The 21,383-nt window shown below is 43.3% G+C and carries 18 protein-coding genes and 1 tRNA gene; 10 read left to right on the top strand and 9 right to left on the bottom strand.

Annotation, left to right across the window (positions count from 1 at the left end):
- Positions 1–136: 136 nt before the first annotated feature.
- The gene (locus V7K40_RS14345) at positions 137–1,270 is read left to right on the top strand and encodes a sulfate ABC transporter substrate-binding protein (protein ID WP_334960607.1); all 1,134 of its coding nucleotides are present in this window, start codon (positions 137–139) and stop codon (positions 1,268–1,270) included.
- Between the two features lie 8 nt (positions 1,271–1,278).
- Here V7K40_RS14345 and V7K40_RS14340 read toward each other — a convergent pair whose 3' ends face one another.
- Complete coding sequence (locus V7K40_RS14340; RefSeq protein ID WP_334960605.1) at positions 1,279–2,685, bottom strand: 1-acyl-sn-glycerol-3-phosphate acyltransferase; 1,407 nt, start codon at positions 2,683–2,685, stop codon at positions 1,279–1,281.
- Between the two features lie 145 nt (positions 2,686–2,830).
- Positions 2,831–3,277 (bottom strand): DUF2127 domain-containing protein, encoded by a 447-nt coding sequence (locus V7K40_RS14335; protein ID WP_334960603.1) that lies wholly within the window; start codon positions 3,275–3,277, stop codon positions 2,831–2,833.
- Between the two features lie 294 nt (positions 3,278–3,571).
- Here V7K40_RS14335 and V7K40_RS14330 point away from each other — a divergent pair, with 294 nt between their 5' ends.
- Positions 3,572–3,973, top strand: coding sequence for a hypothetical protein (locus tag V7K40_RS14330; protein ID WP_334960601.1), 402 nt, complete (start codon positions 3,572–3,574; stop codon positions 3,971–3,973).
- 190 nt (positions 3,974–4,163) lie between these two features.
- On the opposite strand, the gene V7K40_RS14325 is transcribed toward V7K40_RS14330, so the two are convergent.
- Positions 4,164–4,236: transfer RNA gene (locus tag V7K40_RS14325), tRNA-Ala, on the bottom strand.
- 72 nt (positions 4,237–4,308) lie between these two features.
- On the opposite strand from V7K40_RS14325, the gene V7K40_RS14320 reads away from it, so the two are divergent.
- The gene (locus V7K40_RS14320) at positions 4,309–5,226 is read left to right on the top strand and encodes a rhodanese-related sulfurtransferase (RefSeq protein WP_334960599.1); all 918 of its coding nucleotides are present in this window, start codon (positions 4,309–4,311) and stop codon (positions 5,224–5,226) included.
- A gap of 52 nt (positions 5,227–5,278) precedes the next feature.
- Here the strand turns inward: V7K40_RS14320 and V7K40_RS14315 are convergent, their stop codons facing one another.
- Together V7K40_RS14315 and V7K40_RS14310 are read right to left on the bottom strand one after the other, a co-directional pair.
- Positions 5,279–6,811, bottom strand: a complete 1,533-nt coding sequence (locus V7K40_RS14315) for a SagB/ThcOx family dehydrogenase (protein ID WP_334960628.1) — start codon at positions 6,809–6,811, stop codon at positions 5,279–5,281.
- 827 nt (positions 6,812–7,638) lie between these two features.
- Positions 7,639–8,487, bottom strand: a complete 849-nt coding sequence (locus tag V7K40_RS14310) for a M28 family peptidase (protein ID WP_334960597.1) — start codon at positions 8,485–8,487, stop codon at positions 7,639–7,641.
- Between the two features lie 318 nt (positions 8,488–8,805).
- On the opposite strand from V7K40_RS14310, the gene dnaK reads away from it, so the two are divergent.
- Both dnaK and V7K40_RS14300 read left to right on the top strand, forming a co-directional pair.
- Positions 8,806–10,872 carry a molecular chaperone DnaK gene (gene dnaK, locus V7K40_RS14305; protein WP_334960595.1) on the top strand — a complete coding sequence of 689 codons (2,067 nt, stop codon included), beginning with the start codon at positions 8,806–8,808 and terminating at the stop codon, positions 10,870–10,872.
- Between the two features lie 155 nt (positions 10,873–11,027).
- Positions 11,028–12,023: a J domain-containing protein gene (locus tag V7K40_RS14300; protein WP_334960593.1), complete on the top strand. Its 996-nt coding sequence runs from the start codon at positions 11,028–11,030 to the stop codon at positions 12,021–12,023.
- 466 nt (positions 12,024–12,489) lie between these two features.
- Here the strand turns inward: V7K40_RS14300 and V7K40_RS14295 are convergent, their stop codons facing one another.
- Positions 12,490–12,717, bottom strand: a complete 228-nt coding sequence (locus tag V7K40_RS14295) for a hypothetical protein (RefSeq protein WP_334960591.1) — start codon at positions 12,715–12,717, stop codon at positions 12,490–12,492.
- A 280-nt stretch (positions 12,718–12,997) separates the two neighbouring features.
- Between V7K40_RS14295 and V7K40_RS14290 the strand changes: the two genes are divergently transcribed.
- The 3 genes from V7K40_RS14290 (at position 12,998) to V7K40_RS14280 (ending at position 14,304) form a co-directional block, all read left to right on the top strand.
- Positions 12,998–13,522 carry a J domain-containing protein gene (locus tag V7K40_RS14290; RefSeq protein ID WP_334960626.1) on the top strand — a complete coding sequence of 175 codons (525 nt, stop codon included), beginning with the start codon at positions 12,998–13,000 and terminating at the stop codon, positions 13,520–13,522.
- A gap of 90 nt (positions 13,523–13,612) precedes the next feature.
- Positions 13,613–13,885, top strand: coding sequence for a DUF3143 domain-containing protein (locus V7K40_RS14285; protein ID WP_334960589.1), 273 nt, complete (start codon positions 13,613–13,615; stop codon positions 13,883–13,885).
- Positions 13,886–14,034: 149 nt separating this feature from the next.
- On the top strand, positions 14,035–14,304 hold the full coding sequence (locus tag V7K40_RS14280) for a hypothetical protein (protein WP_334960587.1): 270 nt from the start codon (positions 14,035–14,037) through the stop codon (positions 14,302–14,304).
- 57 nt (positions 14,305–14,361) lie between these two features.
- Here the strand turns inward: V7K40_RS14280 and V7K40_RS14275 are convergent, their stop codons facing one another.
- The 3 genes from V7K40_RS14275 to lysA form a co-directional block, all read right to left on the bottom strand.
- On the bottom strand, positions 14,362–15,111 hold the full coding sequence (locus tag V7K40_RS14275) for an isoprenyl transferase (protein ID WP_334960585.1): 750 nt from the start codon (positions 15,109–15,111) through the stop codon (positions 14,362–14,364).
- Positions 15,108–16,034: a diadenylate cyclase CdaA gene (gene cdaA, locus V7K40_RS14270; RefSeq protein ID WP_334960583.1), complete on the bottom strand. Its 927-nt coding sequence runs from the start codon at positions 16,032–16,034 to the stop codon at positions 15,108–15,110. The genes V7K40_RS14275 and cdaA overlap by 4 nt, the downstream gene beginning before the upstream one ends.
- A 213-nt stretch (positions 16,035–16,247) precedes the next feature.
- Entirely contained in the window at positions 16,248–17,666 is a 1,419-nt protein-coding gene (gene lysA / locus V7K40_RS14265) for a diaminopimelate decarboxylase (protein ID WP_334960581.1), read from the bottom strand.
- Between the two features lie 92 nt (positions 17,667–17,758).
- Between lysA and rimI the strand changes: the two genes are divergently transcribed.
- Together rimI and V7K40_RS14255 are read left to right on the top strand one after the other, a co-directional pair.
- The gene (rimI, locus tag V7K40_RS14260) at positions 17,759–18,310 is read left to right on the top strand and encodes a ribosomal protein S18-alanine N-acetyltransferase (RefSeq protein WP_334960579.1); all 552 of its coding nucleotides are present in this window, start codon (positions 17,759–17,761) and stop codon (positions 18,308–18,310) included.
- 581 nt (positions 18,311–18,891) lie between these two features.
- Positions 18,892–21,360: an ATP-dependent Clp protease ATP-binding subunit gene (locus V7K40_RS14255; RefSeq protein ID WP_334960577.1), complete on the top strand. Its 2,469-nt coding sequence runs from the start codon at positions 18,892–18,894 to the stop codon at positions 21,358–21,360.
- The last annotated feature ends 23 nt before the right edge of the window (positions 21,361–21,383 follow it).

Raw genomic sequence — 21,383 nt, 5'->3', positions numbered from 1 at the left:
GGTTAATAAAAAGTTATTTATCCTTAACCATTGTTTTATAATGCCCCTTAACTACAGCATCTAGCTCAAGTTACCGCAGATTCAGGGGAAAAATTTGATGAACCAAGGGCAACGTACTCCAAAATCAAGGAGATATTTGACTGAATTAGTTCAGATTTATATCGTTAAAGCTTTACACGCTGCAAGACAGTGGCGTGTACAACTAATACGATGGTTTTACAAGTATTCTGCGTGGGGTGTTGCGTCCCTATTCTTGGTCGGAGTTAGCTTGAGTATCGTGATGGCTGCCTGCTCTCCACGTAATGTCAATAATACTGGTAATGCTGGCGCAGCTTCCCAGAGTGATGTAACCCTAACCTTTGTTTCTTACTCGGTTACTAATGCAGCATACCAGCAGATCATTCCCAAATTTATCGCACAGTGGAAGAAAGAACATAACCAAAATATCACTTTTAATCAAAGCTATGATGGCTCAGGTTCCCAAACTCTTGCCGTAATTGACGGTAAGGAAGCTGATGTCGTACACCTGTCACTTGCCCTTGATATTAATAAACTTGTTGAAGCAGGTTTTATTCAACCGGGTTGGGAAAAAGAAGCGCCTAATGATGCAATTGTTACCAAATCTCTAAATGCGATCGCCATTCGTCAGGGTAATCCCAAAAATATCAAAACTTGGACAGATTTAGCCCAAGATGGTGTAAAAGTGGTTACAGCTGACCCCAGAACCTCCGGCGGTGCTCGTTGGAACTTCCTTAGTCTGTGGGGTTCTGTGACAAAAACTGGCGGCAATGAAAATCAGGCAATAGACTTTATTGCCAAAGTCTATAATAATGCACCTTTATTACCCAAAACTGCTCGGAATGCCAGCGAAGTATTCTTCAAAGATGGTCAGGGTGATGTTTTGCTCAACTATGAAAACGAGATGATTTTATCAACGCAAAATGGCGAGAAAATCTCATATGTTGTGCCCAATGTAAATATCTCCATCGACAATCCTGTTGCTGTTGTAGATAAGAATGTCGATAAACATGGGACTCGGCCGATTGCGGAAGCATTTATCAAATTTCTTTACACCCCAGACTCGCAACGAGAGTTTACTAAATTAGGATTTCGTCCTGTTGACCTGACGATCGCTAAAGAAACAGAAGGCAATTTTCCCAAAATAAAAACTATCTTTAAAGCTGAAGATTTAGGAGGATGGAACGAGATTCAAAAGAAATTCTTTGATGAAGGTGCAATATTTGACAAAATTAGGGCTAAAAAGTCTTAAAAGTTTCATTATTTAATCATCTTCTCTAAAGCGATTTGCAAATCTTTTGTCAAATCGCTCACAGCTTGTCTAGCTGCATAGCGATCGCCCTGACAATTTTTCCAGCGTTCAGTAACTGAAATTGGTTCTCCTACGGTGATTTGTGCCTGTCGCAAACCTAATCGAGGTCGCCCTGGAAGGGTTGTATCTTGAATTCTAGAAAGCATATCGAATATTAGCAAAGCTGTTTCTGCAAACCGTTCTGCCGTCGGTTGTTCCTGAATATAAGTAGCTGTAACTGCAACAAAACTTTCCACTATCCGCATATGCCGCATTCGCAAGTCTGCTTCCTCTGCAATCCAGTCTGCCAAGCCACGTTTAAAGGGTGATAAAGCATTTATATCTGGCAAATCTTCCCGATAAATATAATTCCAGCCAGCCTCCTCTAAACGGCGACAGCGGTCAATAAAATTACCCTGCGCTTGAACTCTAAAATATTGCTCGGTAACTTGTAAAGCCTTATCCAGTAAGCGATGAAGTCGGGTAATCAACACCTGATTAGGACTAGCAGATTCATCAGTTAAGATGGTTTTTGGGATGTCTTGATGATAGAAGCGACGATAAAACTCTTCCATCTCGGTAATCAGATATTCAGCCAACCTACAGAGGCGTTGATAGTAAATCTCTTCGCCATCGCCCTGATCAATTTCCTTAACAGGCAAGCCACTATCAGCTTCCAACTTACTGAGGAGCCAATCCAGTTTAGACCAAGGTGGCTCAACGTAACCATACTGGATGGCGATCGGCACAATGATCACAGTCTCAGTCCGGTTAGCTTTTTGTAAGTCTTCTACACACCAGAAGCCCATTTGAGCAACACCGGGTTCCAATGGGCTAACAATACCACTATGACCATTAGTACCTCCTTCCGGTGCCACTGCGATCGGTAGTTTGGCATTAGCAAACAACTCCCGTGCTGTTTGAATAGCTTGGCGATCTAGTCGTCTACCGCGATGAACCGGCACACCCCCCAGCCGTGAAAACAACCAACCCAGCCAATCTCCAGCCCAAACCGTCATCCCCCGGTCATAGAGAAAATAACTGTGAACAAGGGATTGTAATTGAATACCTTTTTGACGAGCAACCTCTGGCACAATGCGAGAAAGCAAATACTGCATACAAAGGGGATCTTCCACCTCTGGGTGACGAAATGCCAACAAAAAGCGAATTTTTCCAGCCTGGAATTGCTGATAAAGTTCGGCCAATACCTCAACATTCTTGGCTTCAATCTTGACAATACCAGCTGGTAGCCAAGGTCGAGTGCGAAACCGTAGTGCGATCGGCAGTAACCACCGAAAAATCTGGAGTATCAGCGGATTAAACTGTTGGGGAATAAATTTCAGTGGTGGTTGAGTAGAGTGAATCGTTTTGGGCAAGTCGCTCTCCAGATTGCATTTCTAGCGATTGTACAACGTGAGGTCTTGGTTTTGCATCGACGCACAGAGAAGTCTAAGGGACGGAAGCCTCTGACATGGCTCAGTTTTACCTCTGCAACGATAGACACTATGAGCGAATAAAAAATTATTTTCGATGTTTAGGAAAATTGCGTAATAGATACCAAAATACGGCTAAGTTCAACAAGAAAATCAATATTTTTATCGGAGAGATACCCCGAATCAATTCATAAATCTCTGGTGGAATACTGATACCGACAAGCACCAATATTAAGACATGTGCCCAACGTTTATCGTACCACAAGCCAACAGCTTCAATAGTAGTTACAATAGCATAGATTCCTGTGCCAATGCCGCTAAAGGCTAAGGTTCTTGGATTTAAGTTGATAACTTTTTTTAAAACCCAATCAATAATTATCGATTTTCCTTCTAAAACATAATCCTTTGAAAAAATTTCTAAATTTTGATAATTTTTTAATGTGAATAATAAAGCAATCGAAGTAACCATAAGTAGCGAGGCAGTAAATGATTTGTAGAGAACAATTGCCACTAACCCCAATGGACGCTTTTTCAAATAACCCCCTAAGTATATATAAGCCCGACTTTGATTAACTGACTCTGGAGCCTGCCAACTAAAACGCTTATTGTAGCAGTACTTAATCGCCCCATCTTTACCATTTTTCCTTTGTCAAAATAAGTAAATTGAAATGTTAAGTATTAAACTATTCCTGACAGCTTCCGAGACTCACTCAAATGGGTGAGAAACAATTCAACCAATTGGATGAGCTAAATGTAGGAGGCTAAGGTTTATAACAAAAGAGACACTGTTATTAACAATCAAGTAATTAAACCTTACAAGGATAACCCGATGAAACTTGCAACTTTAATTAATTCTGTAGCTATTATTGGTGCTTTTGCGCTTACATCTGGAATTGCTAACGCTGAACCACCCACAGATAACAACTATGATGCTGGGCAAACAAATATGGCTATCAACTCTAACACATTAAACAGTAATTCCAAGAATGCTAGCTACCTCAAACCCTTTAATCTCGTTTCTCTTGCTTACCAAGGTGGTTTAAAGCAGCAGGGTATTCCCAGTGGGGGAACTCTAATCTCTGAACGCCAGAACAGAAAGATTGTTGGGGAAGATTTAGTTAGGGCCGCTGTCAATGCGAACAAATTACCGCCGCAAATTTTGAACGATCAAAATTACTTGAGTGCTGTCAGGGCAGAGTTGACTTCATTATCTAGAGATTTCTCTAACTAAGTACGGCTTTGAAAATAGGGCAATTGGATGCAATACCAACTTACCTCTGGCTTAACCCCTTACCTAGAAAGTGCTAAAACCCCATTCTGTACTAGAGAATGGGGTTTTGATTTAGGTGTGTTTTCTTTGGGATATTCCAAGCGATCGCTTTTTAAATTTGCGATCGCACATTTAAATAAATCATATCCAATGGAGGTTAGCGGACTCGAACCGCTGACATCCTGCTTGCAAAGCAGGCGCTCTACCAACTGAGCTAAACCCCCATAAAATTAAAATAGTAGGTAACTTTGGTTGCCGTTGCTATTGTAACTTAATATTGTTCCGTTACTAAAGGGATGAAGCCAGAAAATATCCAAGTTGTTGCAGCACTGTATAAATTTGTCAAGCTGCCAGATTTTGCCGACAAACGAGATCCTCTGCTATCTTACTGTCAAACGCAAGGTGTCAAAGGGACAATTTTGCTGGCACAAGAAGGCATTAACGGTACAATTGCAGGTTCGCGTCAGGCAATTGATTCTGTTCTCTGGTTTCTGCGTTGTGATCCCCGTCTAGCAGACCTAGAATACAAAGAGTCCCATACCGAAACCCCGCCCTTTGAGCGGATGAAGGTGCGGTTGAAGCCAGAAATTGTCACTTTGGGATTGCCCGAAATTGACCCAAATGAACAAATTGGTACTTATGTCAGTCCCCAGGAATGGAATAATTTGATTTGTGATCCAGAAGTAACCGTGATTGACACCCGCAATGATTATGAGGTAAATATCGGTACTTTCCAAGGAGCAGAAAATCCCCAGACTAGCTCATTCCGGGAATTCCCTAATTATGTGCGCCACCACCTCGACCCAACGAAACATAAAAAGGTTGCTCTGTTTTGTACGGGCGGTATTCGTTGTGAAAAAGCCTCATCCTTCATGCTTGTTCAAGGCTTTGCAGAAGTTTACCATCTCAAAGGCGGCATTCTCAAGTATTTGTCAGAAATTCCAGCAGAGGAAAGTTTATGGGAAGGAGAATGTTTTGTCTTTGACGAGCGGATAGCCGTCAGTCATGGATTAGAGTCAGGAAGTTGTGAGCTGTGCTTCAGTTGTGGGCGTCCGATTTCTGAACAAGATAAGGCGTCTAGTAAGTATGAGCAAGGTATCTCCTGTCCCCATTGTTTTGATAGCCTCACCGAGGAGAAAAGAGCGCGTCAACAGGAAAAATGGCGGCACTACCAAACCCAAGTTGCTAATTCCAAAAATCTGGATGTAAGCTAACCGCAAAGTACGCAAAGAATTTTTGGGTACTTTGTGTTATTTGCGGTTTGTTTTATCTTGGGCGTCCCAATGTAGTGATATATAAAACAGCTTCATCAGCAGGGATACCCAAAACTTCATTTACTTGGTCATCAAAGAATCCACCGATTCCACTGACGCCTACATTCAGGTGGACTGCGGCTAAATTCAGGCGTTGTCCCAAATGGCCGGCATCCATATGTAAGTAACGATAAACGCGATCGCCATACTGGGCGATCGCAGCTTTCAGATCAGCTGTATGAAACAACACCGCTGCTGCATCTCGCCCTAATTCTTGCCCCAAACAAAGAAAATGTAACTCTCGCCGAAAGTTTTTAAACCGAATTTGGCGTAATTCTTGGGCTTTGGGCGCGTAATAGTAACAACCTGCCTCCAATCCTTTAACTCCGCAGACAGCAATGAATGTTTCTATTAAATTCAAATCAAAGTAGTCTGGAGAAATATCTAAACTTTGGTCGATGTAATTTCGCGGTTGGTAAGTAAAATCGAGTAAACCTTTCAATTCATCGAAGGTTAAATCATCACCATTATAAGCGCGGGTAGAGCGTCGCTTGTACATAGTAGTTTCCAGTTCTGACAGTTTTTCTCCCCAGTCTATAGGTACGGTGCTGGTGGGAATTTTTAAGCAGAAAGGAAAGTTATATTTATCCTCCAAAGATTTTTCTTGTTTGATAGTTGGTAGATTGAGATTGCCAGTTATATTTGATTGGATCTGGGTGTGTCGATGGAAATATGTCAGCAGTTCGCCATCGGGGATTTGGGGATAACTGGTTTCGGTGGCGGAAGGTAGAGCAGTACATCCCAATGGCAAGTTTTGATTGACATCTAACAAGTCTGCCAGAGGTAAGACAGCGATCGCACCTTCTTGTTGCGGATCGATATAAAGCAGATCGTTTACCGATTCATCCACAAAACCGCCGATTAAATGGGGGCGATAGTCATTAATGGCAGCAGCCAATTCGATATTGCCTAACAGGTGTCCCGTATCGAGAAAAATCCGGCGATAAGCCCGATCTTCATAGCGCCACGCAGAACGATAGAAAACCGCAGTGACAATAATTGCTAGTTGGGTATTTTCTAAGGAAGGATGCCAGAAACAAGCAGCTTGGAGAGTTTGCCAAACATCACTTTCCCAATAATGCATTAGAGAATGAGTCCGACACTGGTAATTATACAGACCAGGCGGCAATAACGCCGTGCCACGGGAAACCACATAGACTTCGGCAGGGTATAGTCCGCCTGCACTGGGAGCAGCACGTAAATACACCCCACTACCCATAGAAGGCATTCTCGCCGTCAATCCATAGCTGTGAAACAGCAGCCGTGAAAGTCTTTGCCACCATTGAGCATCTGGATTATTAACAAATCCCTCTGGTTTTTCTTGGATATAGGGTTTGAGAGCAAAAGTAGAGCCAATTTTGTACTCTTTGAAAGGCACTGGCTGTCTAGCCCAGTCTATGCTTTGACTTTTGGAGGCGAGAGTCTCAGGGTCGTATTTAGTCCGTTCGTGGTAATGCTGGGCAATTGATTGGTGTAATTCTGGCATAGTACTTTTAATATCCTTGAAGCATCCTTTTTTTGATCTTGGCATTCATTAGTCTCATTGTTTCGTGTCAATTCGTACAATTCCCAGAGTCATAAAGTGGTAATTGGTAACAACTGAATTGGGCATAGGGCACTTGTACTGAGCTTTGCCGTAAAGCCTGCGGCATAGCTACGCTTAGGGCGCAGCCTCTCCAAGAGTTGTATTGAACATGGGACATTAGGCATCGGTTATTTTCCCCTGCTCTCCTGCTCTCCTATCTTCCAATACTTTTTGGTTAAGCTTTATGCGGTGTTGAGAATGAAAAAGTTAAGATGCTCACTTTGAATTCCAATTCCCTAATGAAGCAATACAGTTCAGTTAAGCCTAAAACTCAACTTCTGCGTAGGTTGGGGAGCCACTGCGTTGGGCGGGTTTCCCGACTTGAAGCAAGTGGCGTTTAAGGAACAAAACCCAACACTTGCGTGACTTTGTTGGGTTTCACTTCGTTCTACCCAACCTACAATTTTCTTAAGTGAACCGTATTGCTTAATGAAGTGGTTTTTTGGGTGGATACTTTCTACCTGTCCCTCCAGTCGAGACTAACTACCAAAAAAAAGACATAACTTAAAAAAGTTATGTCTAAGAAGTTAATTTACAAAGCCGGATTAGTAGAGGTTAGAACTTTTTGATTTACTGGGGTACATGATAGTGACTAGTGCTGTATGGTCATAATTGATAGGATATGTACCTTAGCTCATGGAAAGTGCAGACCAGATTATTGCAGGAAACGACAGGTTGAATGATGCTTTAAAGGGCAAAAGATAAACTTATTAATTTATCTTAATTTTTCACAACTGCCGAATCGCAATTTCCAACCCTTCACATCCACCGCGAAGAAAATCTAAATCTAAAGTAGCGATCGCATCACTAGGTTTGTGATAATGTGGATTTCGCAAGAATGCCGTATCTGTGACCATAATTGCCGGATAACCCAAATCCCAGAAAGGTGCATGATCACTAAGTCTGGTTTGAGGAACTATTAAACCTCGATTCGGCACGGGTAGCCATTGACTAAGTACGCCAGCTTTACGAATATTACGGCTCATGCCAATTAAATCAGGCAATGTCCGCAAATTGCCAATTAAAGCAATAAAATCACCTTTATCTGGGTAGAAGCGTTCCAGAGGAGGGGGGTAACTTTGAGAACCAGGTGTAGAATCCTTATAGCCCAGCATTTCTAAGGAGATCATTAAGCGTAGCTGTTGCTTTTGTTGGTGCAACAGAGCTGCATAGTCAGCACTACCCAGTAAGCCGTATTCTTCCATATCGAAAGCAACTAGCCTTAAGGGATATCTTACAGGTTCACCAGCAAACTTTCTCGCTAATTCCAGCAACACCGTTACACCAGTGGCATTATCATCAGCTCCTGGTGTTCCCGGAACAGCATCATAATGAGCACCAATTAAAATAGGTGGCAAATCCTTTTTTTGTCGTCTAGCTTGGGAGGGTAAATTTAATATCAAGTTCTTACAAGCTTTACCTCTGACTTCAAAGGTGTGGATTTCCACACTCCCCCATTGGGAAAATTGCTGGCGGATGTATTCTTGGACAAAAAAATGTCCAGCCGTTGCCATATAAGGATCGCGTTCTCGCGCTATCTCACTCAGGGAAGTTTGTAATCGCTCTGTTAAATTCAATTCTTTAAAATAGTGGCAATATTAGAGTTTTCAGGCACTCAAAACTTGCAGAGCAAGTATTATTAAGGTGCATTTACCAACTTGCAGATCCAGTGCATAGAAGTAGGCGGATAACAAGAATTGAGGCTGCTTGGACATACCAATCATCGTCAATGCTATCCTAGTCTTGCAACTATCTCCTTTAGCTGCACTTCTTAGCTTACTGCCTTAATGATGACTATTATACTATTGAGGTGTTTTCATCCTGTAGCACAAAGCTAGAGGTAGTTCCGCCCAATCATAATAAATATATAAGACACTTTAGGAGAAGAGTAACGCATGGGCAAGGTAGTCGGCATCGACTTGGGTACAACCAACTCAGTAGTCGCCGTTATGGAGGGTGGCAAGCCGATGGTGATTGCCAATGCAGAAGGAACGCGAACAACCCCCTCCGTAGTTGGCTTCAGCAAAGAAGGTGAAAGGGTGGTTGGGGAAATGGCACGGCGACAAACCATCCTCAATCCACAAAATACCTTTTTCGCCGTTAAACGCTTTATTGGGCGCAAATATGGCGAACTTAGTCCAGATTCCAAGCGTGTACCCTACACCATTCGCAAAGACGAAGTGGGTAATATTAAAATTGCCTGTCCCCGTCTCAATAAGGATTTCGCCCCAGAAGAAATTTCAGCAATGGTGCTGAAGAAATTGGCAGATGATGCTAGTCGCTATTTGGGTGAACCAGTGACAGGGGCAGTGATTACAGTACCCGCTTATTTTAATGATTCTCAGCGGCAGGCAACCCGCGATGCTGGCAGAATTGCTGGTTTAGAGGTGCTACGGATTCTCAATGAACCAACTGCTGCATCTTTAGCTTATGGATTTGATCGGGGTGAGACGGAAACTATCTTAGTATTTGACTTGGGTGGCGGTACTTTTGACGTATCGATTCTGGAAGTTGGCGATGGCATATTTGAAGTCAAAGCTACCAGTGGAGACACGCAACTTGGTGGTAACGACTTTGACAAAAAAATTGTAGATTGGCTAGCAGAGCAATTTCTGGAAACAGAAGAGGTAGACTTAAGACGCGATCGCCAAGCCTTACAACGTTTGATGGAAGCAGCAGAGAAAGCCAAAAGAGAACTTTCTGCTGTCAGCGTCACTGATATTAACTTACCCTTCATCACCGCCACTATAGATGGCCCCAAACATCTAGAAACTCGCCTGACTCGTTCCCAGTTTGAAGATTTGTGTAGTGATTTGGTGGGGCGATTGCGGATACCAGTGAAACGCGCCCTCAAAGATGCCGGACTCTCACCTAGAGACATTGAAGAAGTTGTGCTAGTGGGCGGTTCTACACGGATGCCAATGGTGAAGCAGCTTGTACGGGACTTGATTGGTACAGAACCCAATGAAAACGTCAACCCCGATGAAGTAGTGGGAGTGGGTGCAGCAATTCAGGCAGGCATTCTCGCAGGCGAACTCAAAGATGTGCTGCTTTTGGATGTCACACCCCTCTCTTTGGGATTGGAAACCATCGGCGGCGTGATGAAAAAACTCATTCCTCGCAACACCACCATCCCAGTCCGCCGTTCTGATATTTTTTCCACGTCAGAAAATAACCAAAATACTGTGGAAATTCACGTAGTCCAGGGCGAACGGGATATGGCAGCAAATAACAAGTCTTTAGGACGGTTCAAGCTGTATGGCATCCCACCAGCGCCACGGGGTATTCCTCAAGTTCAGGTGTCATTTGATATTGATGCTAACGGTATTTTACAGGTAACAGCCTTAGATAGAACCACTGGTCGAGAACAGAGTATCACCATTCAAGGCGCTTCCACCTTGAACGAGTCGGAAGTGAATCGGATGATTCAGGACGCTGAGAAATACGCCGATGTTGATCGCGAACGTAAAGAAAGGGTAGAAAAGCGGACTCGTTCTGAGGCGTTGATTATCCAAGCAGAACGACAACTCAGAGATGTAGCGCTCGAATTTGGTATGCAGTTTGCCCGCAGCCGCCGCCAAAGAATTGATAATATTTGCCGAGACCTAAAGGAGAGTCTCAAGGAAAATAGTGATCGCGGTATTGACCAAGCCTACGCCGACTTGCAAGATGCTCTATATGATTTAAACCGGGAAGTCCGCCAGTCTTATGATGAAGAGGAAGACGACGACTTGTTGGGTACTATCCGTGACATTTTTACTGGCGGTGATAAGGATAAAGAACGCGAATATCCCAGAGATACATATCGGGAACGCGATTCCTATGGTAAGGACTATGGCAGAGATTACGGTAAAGACTATAGCCGAGACAGTCGTTCCTCCTATGAAAGCCGTCCTCCCCGCAAATCCCGTCCCAGCTACCAAGATAATTGGGATGATGAAGAAGACAATGATTGGTCATAATACTCCTAATAAAAGTTAGAAGTGAGAAGTTAGGAGTGAGAACTTAAAAATTAAATCTTTCAACTCATAACAGACGCGATTAATCGCGTCTCTACTCCTAACTCCTAATTAATCCAAAATCTAAAATCTAAAATCTAAAATTTAAATAACTGACTATGCAAAATTTGCCGAATTTTCGAGATTACTACGAGATTTTAGGAGTATCTAAAGACGCCTCTAGTGAGGAAATTAAAAAGGTTTATCGACGGTTAGCAAGGCAATATCACCCCGATCTCAATCCGGGTAACAAAGCATCTGAGGAAAAATTTAAGGATATCGGCGAGGCTTATGAAGTCCTTTCAGACCCAGCCAAGCGATCGCAGTACGACCAGTTTAGCCGCTACTGGAAGCAAAAAGGCTTTGCGGGCAACCCTAAGACGCCAAAGGCTAAAACTTGGCAGAGTAGCCAAAGCGATCGCAACAGTAATCAGGACGTAGATCCAAGCCAATTTTCTGACTTTGAAAGCTTTATTAATCAAGTTATCGGCGTCAAAAATAAGAATGGCACAAGTAACTCCAGTAATGGCAATACTAGCGATCCGTTTCGTTCCCCTAGAACAAAAGTTGCCTACACCGTTAACACCCCACCTCGCACTACCCGTCGGGATATAGAAGCTAGATTAACGCTCCCACTAGAAAAAGCTTACAATGGTGGTAATGAACGCATTCGTTTGGAAGATGGGCGATCACTAGAAGTTAACATGCCTCCAGGTATGGTAACAGGTCAAACCATTCGTTTGCGGAACCAAGGCGTTGGTGGTGGCGACCTATATTTAAAAATTACCGTTGAACTTCATCCATTATTCAAGCTAGAAGGTTTAAATATCCTCTGCCAAGTACCAGTTACTCCCAGTGAAGCAGTTTTAGGAGGACAAGTAGAAGCACCAACTTTAGATGGGCCAGTGAAAATGACAATTCCCCCAGGAGTTAGGTCTGGTCAAAAATTTCGACTAGGGAATAAAGGCTACCCCAGCGATGACGGTAAACGTGGTGATCAATTAGTAGAAATTCAAATAGTTACCCCAAAAAATATTAGTCAAGAAGAACGGGAACTATACGAAAAGTTGCGGCAAATTGAAACTTTTAAACCCCGTGCTGATTTACTGCGTTAGGCATGAGGTAGCATATCAAGCTATTGACCAAAATAATTACTAACTCATAATTCGTAATTAATGGACAGAGCAACTTAATTTATCAATAGAGAAAAAATGCAATCAATAGACCTTTAGCAAAAGCCTAAATGCGTGGGACAAGTAGGTTAGAGTTGGGTAGCATCTATGACCTACGAACAGGTAAAAAGCCTATTTTTTTGTACAAGCATTACTGGCTGACTCTAATAATTATCTGTCTCGCCCATCCTTGGTTCCTAAATTTTAGACCTGAATCCTTACTAACAGGGAAGACAAAAACTTACAGGAAAGTAATCATAAACAAAAAAATCAAAATTACTAGTAAATTCAACGGAATTTAACAAATGCTACTTTCATAATCAGCACACTCAGCAATCCCAACATTGCTCTACATATTTCCAGATATTTTCAATATCTTGAACTGCTTGAGTAGAAATCCGAAATCTACTCATAAAGAATCGCTGTCAGCCAAATTTTCTTGTCCTCGCGCTTTAATATTTGCAAAAAAAGCTGAAAGTGACTCGTCGTTATATTCAGTATACTGACCGCTCTCAAGTTGCTTAATACCAATGTCGATTTGACTGCGTAACGCTTCTAGCTTGAATTTTTGGAGTTCTTCCTCAAGGCGAGCGAGTTTATCTATTATCTGCTGAAACGCTTGCGCTTCATGCACCACAACCCCCGCTTTTCAATTCACAGTTAGTACAAGCGGCGACTTTGTGGGCTTGATCCGCTCTAGATAGTCCTTGGCATTGCCCTTGAAGTCGGTGAGAGTTTAAATATTTTCGAGATTAATTTTGATATGCATCGCATTTAATTCAATGCTTTATAAAACATTTTATCAGATATTAGACCTACTGTGTCTTCTTGCGTCTTCCCCAATTCACAAAGGATTTAAAATATAAAAAATATCTTTGAGCAAGGTGACTCAAACAGCCGTGAATCATAACGGGGCAATGCCACAAAGCAGTAAACCAACTTATTACTCCCTGCTAGGACTGCATCCCTCGGCATCGGTAATCGACATTCGTCGTGCTTATCGGCAACTGAGCAAACGCTATCATCCTGATACTACAGACTTGCCTACTGCGATCGCCACTGCCAAATTTCAGCAAATCAACGAAGCCTACGCCACCCTTAGCCATCCAGAAAGTCGGTTAAGCTACGATTTAAAAATTGGCTATTCCCGCTTTGGAGTGATTCAACCACCCTCTGATTTGAATCATCCCGTCTCGCGTTCCTATGACTGGTCAAAATCAGCTTACCTCGATGCGAGCGATCGCCCCCTCTCATCTGGCGAAATCTTTGCTTTATTTATGCTGGTGTTAACATTTGTAGGTTGTCTGCTATTAGCAGTTGCCATTGGCTTAACTCGTGGTGAGGCTGCTTTCCAAACCCATTTGCTGCAACTAACTGCATCTGTACAACAGCAAATTACCCATGCGTCGCAACTAATTACCCCTATGATAATTAAAAATTAAAAAATTCCCTAATCCAAAATCGTTCGACTGAGCCAAGCCGTTCGCGTAGCGTTCCGCAGGAAAGTTCCAAATCTAAAATCCCAAATACCTATGCCTCTTCTTCCCTCTGATACCCCCCTATATAATCATCCCCTGCCACAAATTGAACAGTGGCTAAAAGACCAAGGCTGTCAACAAGACGATGTACAGAGACATTGCTGGCGTATACAGCGGTCTACTTGGCAAGCTGAACTATGGCTCGACGTTGAGCAAATTGTAGTGCGATATGTCCAATCTGGGGAAAATGGACAAGATATCCAACGTTCATTCAAATATTCTCTCAGTCGGGATGATATAGAACAAGCTGTGTTTTCAGGCCCATAAGAAAGTGCTGAGTACAATTCACCCTAAATTTAGGAAAGTCGATAGCGATCGCATTTCCACAAATTTTGACGGTAAAATTTGTTGAGCATAAAATTAGTGCTATCGCTCATTATTTGAGTTGAGAAGTGATCGGGAGCGATCGCGCGATTATGAGCAACACAGGAGAAAACCTTGAATCAGAAAACGCTCAACAATGGCAAATTAATCAAATCACTGGCGACCCCAGAAAATTTTCAGAGTATGTTCTCGTTCCCAGGCATCAATCTGGTGCAGATTACTGCGATCACCAATCTCGTAAAGTACGTATAGCTGACAAAAGCGATCGCTTGCAATTAATGTGCGATCGCGTCAAAATGATTGAAAGCAATACTCAGCCTACTGAATTACTTCTTACACAGCACTCTTGTACAGACGCGTAGACGCTCGGAGAGCGGCTTCTTTTAAGAGAATAATCACCTCTTCTACTCAGCACTATTTTACACTTTCCCAAACCGCCGCTCCCGTTGCTGGTAGGCACACAAAGCGCGGTGAAACTCAGCGCGGTCAAAATCTGGCCACAGAGTATCGGTAATGTAAATTTCTCCATAAGCCATTTGCCAGAGCAGGAAATTTGAGAGGCGCATTTCTCCACTTGTGCGAATTAACAAATCTGGGTCAATAATTCCTGCTGTGTACAAGTGGCTCTCAAATACTTGTTCATCAATTTCATCGGGTTGTAGCAGACCTTGCTGGACAAGTTTTGCGATCGCCTGACAAGCTTGTAAAATCTCCTGCCGTCCGCCATAATTAGTTGCGACCGAAAACCGGATACCGCGATTATCCTTAGTTTCTGCCATTGAACGGGATATTTCTTGTTGGAGCGATCGTGGCAGGTCTTGCAAATTTCCCACAAATTTAATTTGAACATTCTTTTCGACCATTTCCCGCAGTTCTTGGCGCAAAACTCTTTGAAACAGAGTCATCAAAAAATCCACTTCTTCCTGCGGTCTTTTCCAGTTCTCTGTTGAAAAAGCATAAGCCGTCAGCGCCTGAATTCCCCAATCCTGACAACAGCGAAGTAAATCCTTGAGAGCATCTACTCCTCGCTTATGACCCATAATCCGGGGTAACCCCTGACGTTTAGCCCATCGACCATTGCCATCCATAATTACCGCAACGTGCTGCGGCAATAGTTCTCGTTTTAAGTCAGTAGGCAAATCTTGCAATTTAGTTTGTTGTGCTGTCATTTTTTATCTCGAGAAGCGGTCGATGGTAATCTGAGTAAACGTGAAACCAGTCCTAGTGTTTTCCCACCTATCTGACGAACAAAACTCAACACACCAGGAGCAACAGCTTCCCTATCCACAGTTGGAGACAAAAGAGCCTCTTCTAATGACTCTTTCAGTTTCTTAATCGTCAGCGGTCTATTTAGGGTTCCTCGTTCCGCTAAGGAAATGGAACCCGTTTCTTCAGATACAACGACACAAATGCAATTTTCGACCCGCTCAGTAATTCCCATTGCCGCTCGGTGGCGTGTTCCCAACTGGCGCGAGGCTGTGCGTCCCGAAAGTGGTAAAATTATACCCGATGACACAAGCCGTGAGCCACGAATCAATGTTGCTCCATCGTGTAACAAAGTTTTTGGCTGAAAAATTGTTTGGATCAGTTCTTTAGAAACCTCCGCATTTAGCTTTACTCCTGGCACAGAAAAATCTCGCTCATCAATTTGCCCTGTGGTTTCCAAAATTAGTAAAGCTCCAATGCGGTTTTTTGACAATTCTTTAACAGCCTCAACAATTTCATCAATTACACTATCAGATTTAGGGATTGCCAGCCGATCAGGTTGAAACAACTGGCGGAATTCGCCACGCCCCAATTGTTCCAAAAACCGTCGAAACTCTGACTGTAAAGCAACTGCCATTGCTACAGCACAACCAATCACCAACTTTTCCAGTACAAAACTTAGCAGAGGTAGTCCTAATCTGCCACTTAGTGCTGAGGCTAGCATTAAGATAATGAATCCCCGCACCATCCACAGTGTCCGGCGCTCACTAATAATAATTAGTATCATGTATGTCAGCGCCAGCACTAACACAATATCCAGAGTCCCAAGTAGCAAGGACTGTGACCATCCTAGGTTTGTCAGCCATTGCTTCCACCAATCTCTCATGACATCTGGATTAAACTTTTGCCTCTAATTACGGTTATGAATTGGGAGTGAAGAGTTATGAGTTATGAGTTATGAAAAAACCTTTAATTGACAACTCTTAACTCCTAATACCAATTCTTTGTGAAACTGCACAAAATCAAGCTTGGTCACACTTGGGACAAAATCCCCAAGTTCTGGAGCACCCTTATAGATAATCGGTATAACTCCTAACTCCTAACTTTTAACTCCTAACTCTTGACTTTTCAGTCTTTCTGGTAGGCGATCTTGTCGAATTAAGTCTTGATAAGTTTCACGTTGCAAAATTAAATTTGCTTCGCCATTCGTCACTACAACTGCTGCCGGTCGGGGCAAGCGATTGTAGTTAGATGCCATACTGTAATTGTACGCACCAGTTCCCATAACTACGAGAATATCTCCTGGTTCAGTTTTTGGGAGTAGTGCATTTTTAATCAGAATATCTCCTGATTCACAATGTTTCCCAGCAATTGTCACTGTTTGGGTTAAAGGAGAAGACATTTTATTAGCAACTACTGCCCGATAAACTGATTGGTAAGTAATTGGGCGGGGATTATCGGACATTCCCCCATCGATCGCTACGTAGGTACGAATTTCTGGGATAACTTTGGATGAACCAATAGTATAGGCAGTGACGCAAGCTGTGGCAATTAGCGATCGCCCTGGTTCACTAAGTAATTTCGGCAAAGGCAGATTTTCGGCTGCACAAGCTTCTTGGATTACTTCACAAATTGCCTTCACCCACTCTTCAATGCTGGGGGGATCGTCTGATTCTGTATACTTAATCCCCAAACCACCACCAACATTTAACTCTGTAATATTTAAACCATACTTTGTGGCATCCCGCAGCCACTGCACCATGACAGCAGCCAAATCTTGATGCGGTTGACGCTCAAAAATTTGGGAACCAATATGAGCGTGTACTCCTACGCACTCAAGGGCAGGTTGTTGACTAACAAAAGTAAACACTTCATCTAAATCGTTGGGATCAAAGCCAAATTTGCTATCTAAGTGTCCCGTGCGAATATATTCATGGGTGTGACACTCGATACCAGGAGTTAGCCGGAGCATGATCCGGATTGGTTGAGCAGGTTGGGCTATTTTGACAAGGGTACGCAACTCGTGCCAGTTATCTGCCACAATGGTGACACCAGACTTGATCGCTAAAATTAGTTCTTCACGAGATTTATTATTTCCGTGAAGGTAGATTTTATTGGGATTAACACCCGCTTGCAGGGCGGTGTAAAGTTCGCCCCCAGAAACTACATCGATTCCCAGCCCAACAGAAGCTGCGATCGCACAAACTGCTAAACAACTCCAAGCTTTTGAGGCATACAATACTTGAGATTCGCCCTTGTAGTATTGCTTGAAAGCATCTCGGTATTGCTGACAAGCCGAACGCAGGGTTTCTTCATCTAAAATATATAAAGGTGAACCAAACTGCTCAACTAGGGTTGTGACATCACACCCACCAATTTCTAGGAGGTCATGGTTATGAACTCTGGCAGTCAAGGGTAAAAGTTCTTGATTAGGCGATGGATTTGCGTTGGTGTCGTATTTTTGAGGTAAATATTGACTTCCAGAATGTTGAACCCCAGTAGGGTGAGTCGATACCATAAATATAAAAGTTGTCCTTGTTCAAATTACGGGCTTTGAGTTCGTCTCCCGATTCCCAGTTTACAAAGGGTTTGTAATCTTATTCAATAAATGTGATCTCATTAGACTTAGAAATTAAATTACTGACACTAGAAAATCTCAGTGCAATACTAGAACTTGATCAAGCCTGTTTTGGCGGACTTTGGACTCTGGAGGGCTACAAACGAGAATTGGATAGTCCCAACAGCGATTTACTCGGTTTATTTTCCCGGTTCTCTACTATAAGTTTGCTAGGAATCGGTTGCTTTTGGTCAATTTTAGAGGAAGCCCACATTACAATTTTGGCAGTTCATCCCCAATATCATCGTCAAGGTTTGGGTGCAGCTTTACTATATTCACTCATTAAGACAGCTTGCGATCGCGGTTTGGAGCGAGCTACCCTCGAAGTCCGAGCTTCTAACTTGGCGGCAATATCTTTATATCAAAAATTTGGCTTCAAAACAGCTGGGCGGCGGCGGCGTTACTACCAAGATAACGGTGAGGATGCGCTAATCCTTTGGATGTCAGACCTGCAACACCCCCAATTTCAAAAGACTTTGGACAATTGGTATACCCTAGTTAGTGATCGCTTGGACAAATCCTCTTGGCACTTGCTTTTTAAGTAAGAGAGGTAGGCGAGAATAAATCAAACTATGTTAATTAATGTAAAAAATGTAGAATTTAACTCGTAGTCTTCGCGTAAGGTCTTGTTAAAAGCGCTTTAGCCCTACTTCGAGGGCTGAATTTTTACCTATAAATCTTTAATTATTTACGCTGCTCTACTTCGTTAGGGATTATTAATTTTGAATTATCGAGGCTTGTGATCAGCTTCAGCAAAAAAATGTAACTTTGCTGCGCCTATTTATATTTAAATATTTTATAGTAAGAATAAAAAAAATAACTAAAAATTATAAATATTTTTTGAGAATTGACATATAAAGATAAATATGTTATTAATAAAAGTTTGGGATTAAGTAAAGAAACTCTTAATGTAAGTAGTCAGCTATTTGTAATAAATCCCAAAAACGCTGGTGAACTAAAGCTCCTCAGTACACTAGCTACATAAAAGTAGTCAATAGTTAACAATTAGCCCATCAACCCAAGTCATAGCTTTTGGATGTCTATAATCTGTTATACAGGCATCCAAAAGCTTTGCCTGTGCTAAAATCAGCATACCGGCACGACCGCAGGTGATGGGAAAAATGCCATGTTTGAACGCTTCACAGAAAAAGCCATTAAGGTAATTATGCTGGCCCAAGAAGAGGCCCGCCGTTTAGGTCACAACTTTGTCGGAACCGAGCAGATCCTCTTGGGTCTGATTGGCGAAGGCACTGGAGTGGCTGCCAAGGTGCTGAAATCAATGGGCGTCAATCTCAAAGATGCCCGAATTGAAGTTGAAAAAATTATAGGACGGGGATCAGGCTTTGTTGCCGTGGAAATTCCGTTTACGCCACGGGCAAAGCGAGTTTTAGAACTCTCCTTGGAAGAAGCACGCCAACTGGGGCATAACTACATTGGCACCGAGCATCTGCTGTTGGGCCTAATCCGCGAAGGGGAAGGTGTCGCAGCCAGGGTGCTAGAAAACCTCGGTGTGGATCTATCTAAGGTAAGAACCCAAGTCATCCGCATGTTGGGAGAAACTGCCGAAGTTTCACCAGGCGGTTCATCCGGGCGCACAAAAACCCCGACTCTGGATGAATTTGGCTCAAACCTGACCCAGATGGCAATAGACAATAAGCTCGATCCGGTAGTGGGACGCGCCAAGGAAATTGAGCGGGTGATTCAAATATTGGGTCGCCGGACTAAAAATAACCCAGTGCTGATTGGGGAACCAGGGGTTGGTAAAACTGCGATCGCTGAAGGTTTAGCTTCACGCATTGCCACTAAAGATATCCCTGACATCCTAGAAGATAAACGCGTCGTCACGCTGGATATTGGTTTGCTAGTAGCAGGCACCAAGTATCGGGGTGAATTTGAAGAACGCTTGAAAAAAATCATGGATGAAATCCGCTCTGCGGGTAATGTCATTCTCGTGATTGATGAGGTACACACCTTAATTGGTGCAGGTGCGGCAGAAGGTGCTATTGACGCAGCTAATATTCTCAAGCCAGCTTTGGCCAGAGGTGAGTTGCAGTGCATCGGAGCTACAACCCTAGATGAATACCGGAAGCACATCGAGCGAGATGCAGCACTAGAGCGGCGTTTCCAACCAGTGATGGTTGGCGAACCCACGGTTGATGAAACAATTGAAATTTTGTATGGTCTGCGCGAACGCTACGAGCAACACCACAAACTGAAAATCTCCGACGAAGCATTGGTAGCGGCGGCGAAGTTATCAGACCGTTACATTAGCGATCGCTACCTCCCAGACAAAGCCATCGACTTGGTTGATGAAGCTGGTTCTAGGGTGCGCTTGATTAACTCCCAACTGCCACCCGCAGCTAAAGAGTTAGACAAAGAACTGCGTCAGATATTAAAAGAAAAAGATGACGCGGTGCGCTCTCAAGACTTTGACAAAGCTGGAGAATTGCGCGATCGCGAGATGGAAATCAAAGCCGAAATCCGGGCGATCGCTCAAAGCAAGACCAATGCAACTGGCAATGAAGGTGAAGAACCTGTAGTTACAGAAGAAGACATTGCCCACATTGTCGCTTCTTGGACTGGGGTACCGGTGAACAAACTCACCGAATCTGAATCTGAAAAGCTGCTACACATGGAAGACACTTTGCATCAGCGTTTAATTGGTCAGGATGAAGCTGTGAAAGCAGTTTCACGGGCAATTCGTCGCGCTCGTGTCGGTTTGAAAAATCCCAATCGACCCATAGCTAGCTTTGTCTTCTCTGGGCCTACTGGTGTAGGTAAAACTGAGTTAGCCAAGTCCTTGGCTGCTTACTTCTTCGGTTCGGAAGAAGCAATGATCCGCTTGGATATGTCGGAATACATGGAGCGTCACACCGTCAGCAAGCTGATTGGTTCGCCTCCAGGTTATGTTGGTTATAACGAAGGTGGTCAGCTGACCGAAGCCGTGCGGCGGCGTCCTTACACCGTGGTGTTGTTCGACGAAATCGAAAAAGCCCACCCCGATGTCTTCAACATGCTGCTGCAAATTTTGGAAGACGGTCGGTTAACTGATGCCAAAGGTCGCACGGTGGACTTCAAGAACACCTTGCTGATTTTAACTTCCAATATTGGTTCTAAGGTAATTGAAAAAGGCGGTAGCGGTATCGGCTTTGAATTCTCCGAAGATGCTAGCGAATCAACTTACAACCGAATTCGCTCTTTGGTGAACGAAGAACTCAAGCAGTACTTCCGTCCAGAGTTCCTCAACCGACTCGATGAAATTATCGTCTTCCGTCAGTTGAGCAAGCCAGAGGTGACCCAAATCGCCGAAATTATGCTCAAGGAAGTATTTGGTCGTCTAACCGAAAAGGGTATCACCTTAGAAGTTACAGACCGCTTCAAGGATCGGTTGATCACTGAAGGTTACAGTCCCAGCTACGGCGCAAGGCCATTACGTCGGGCAATTATGCGCCTGTTAGAAGATAGCCTAGCAGAAGAAATTCTGTCTGGTCGCATTAAGGATGGCGATACTGCCTTAATTGATGTGGATGAAAATGGCGTTGTGCAAGTTAGTTCTCAACAGCGTCGGGAATTATTACCCCAAGGTGTTGAGTAAGATTTAGGGTTTGAGATTTAAGT

Origin of the sequence: Nostoc sp. (assembly GCF_036917195.1) — a bacterium.
Classification (GTDB): domain Bacteria; phylum Cyanobacteriota; class Cyanobacteriia; order Cyanobacteriales; family Nostocaceae; genus Nostoc.
The sequence above is the reverse complement of the archived record's forward strand: the minus strand, read 5'-3'. Positions and strand labels throughout refer to the sequence as shown.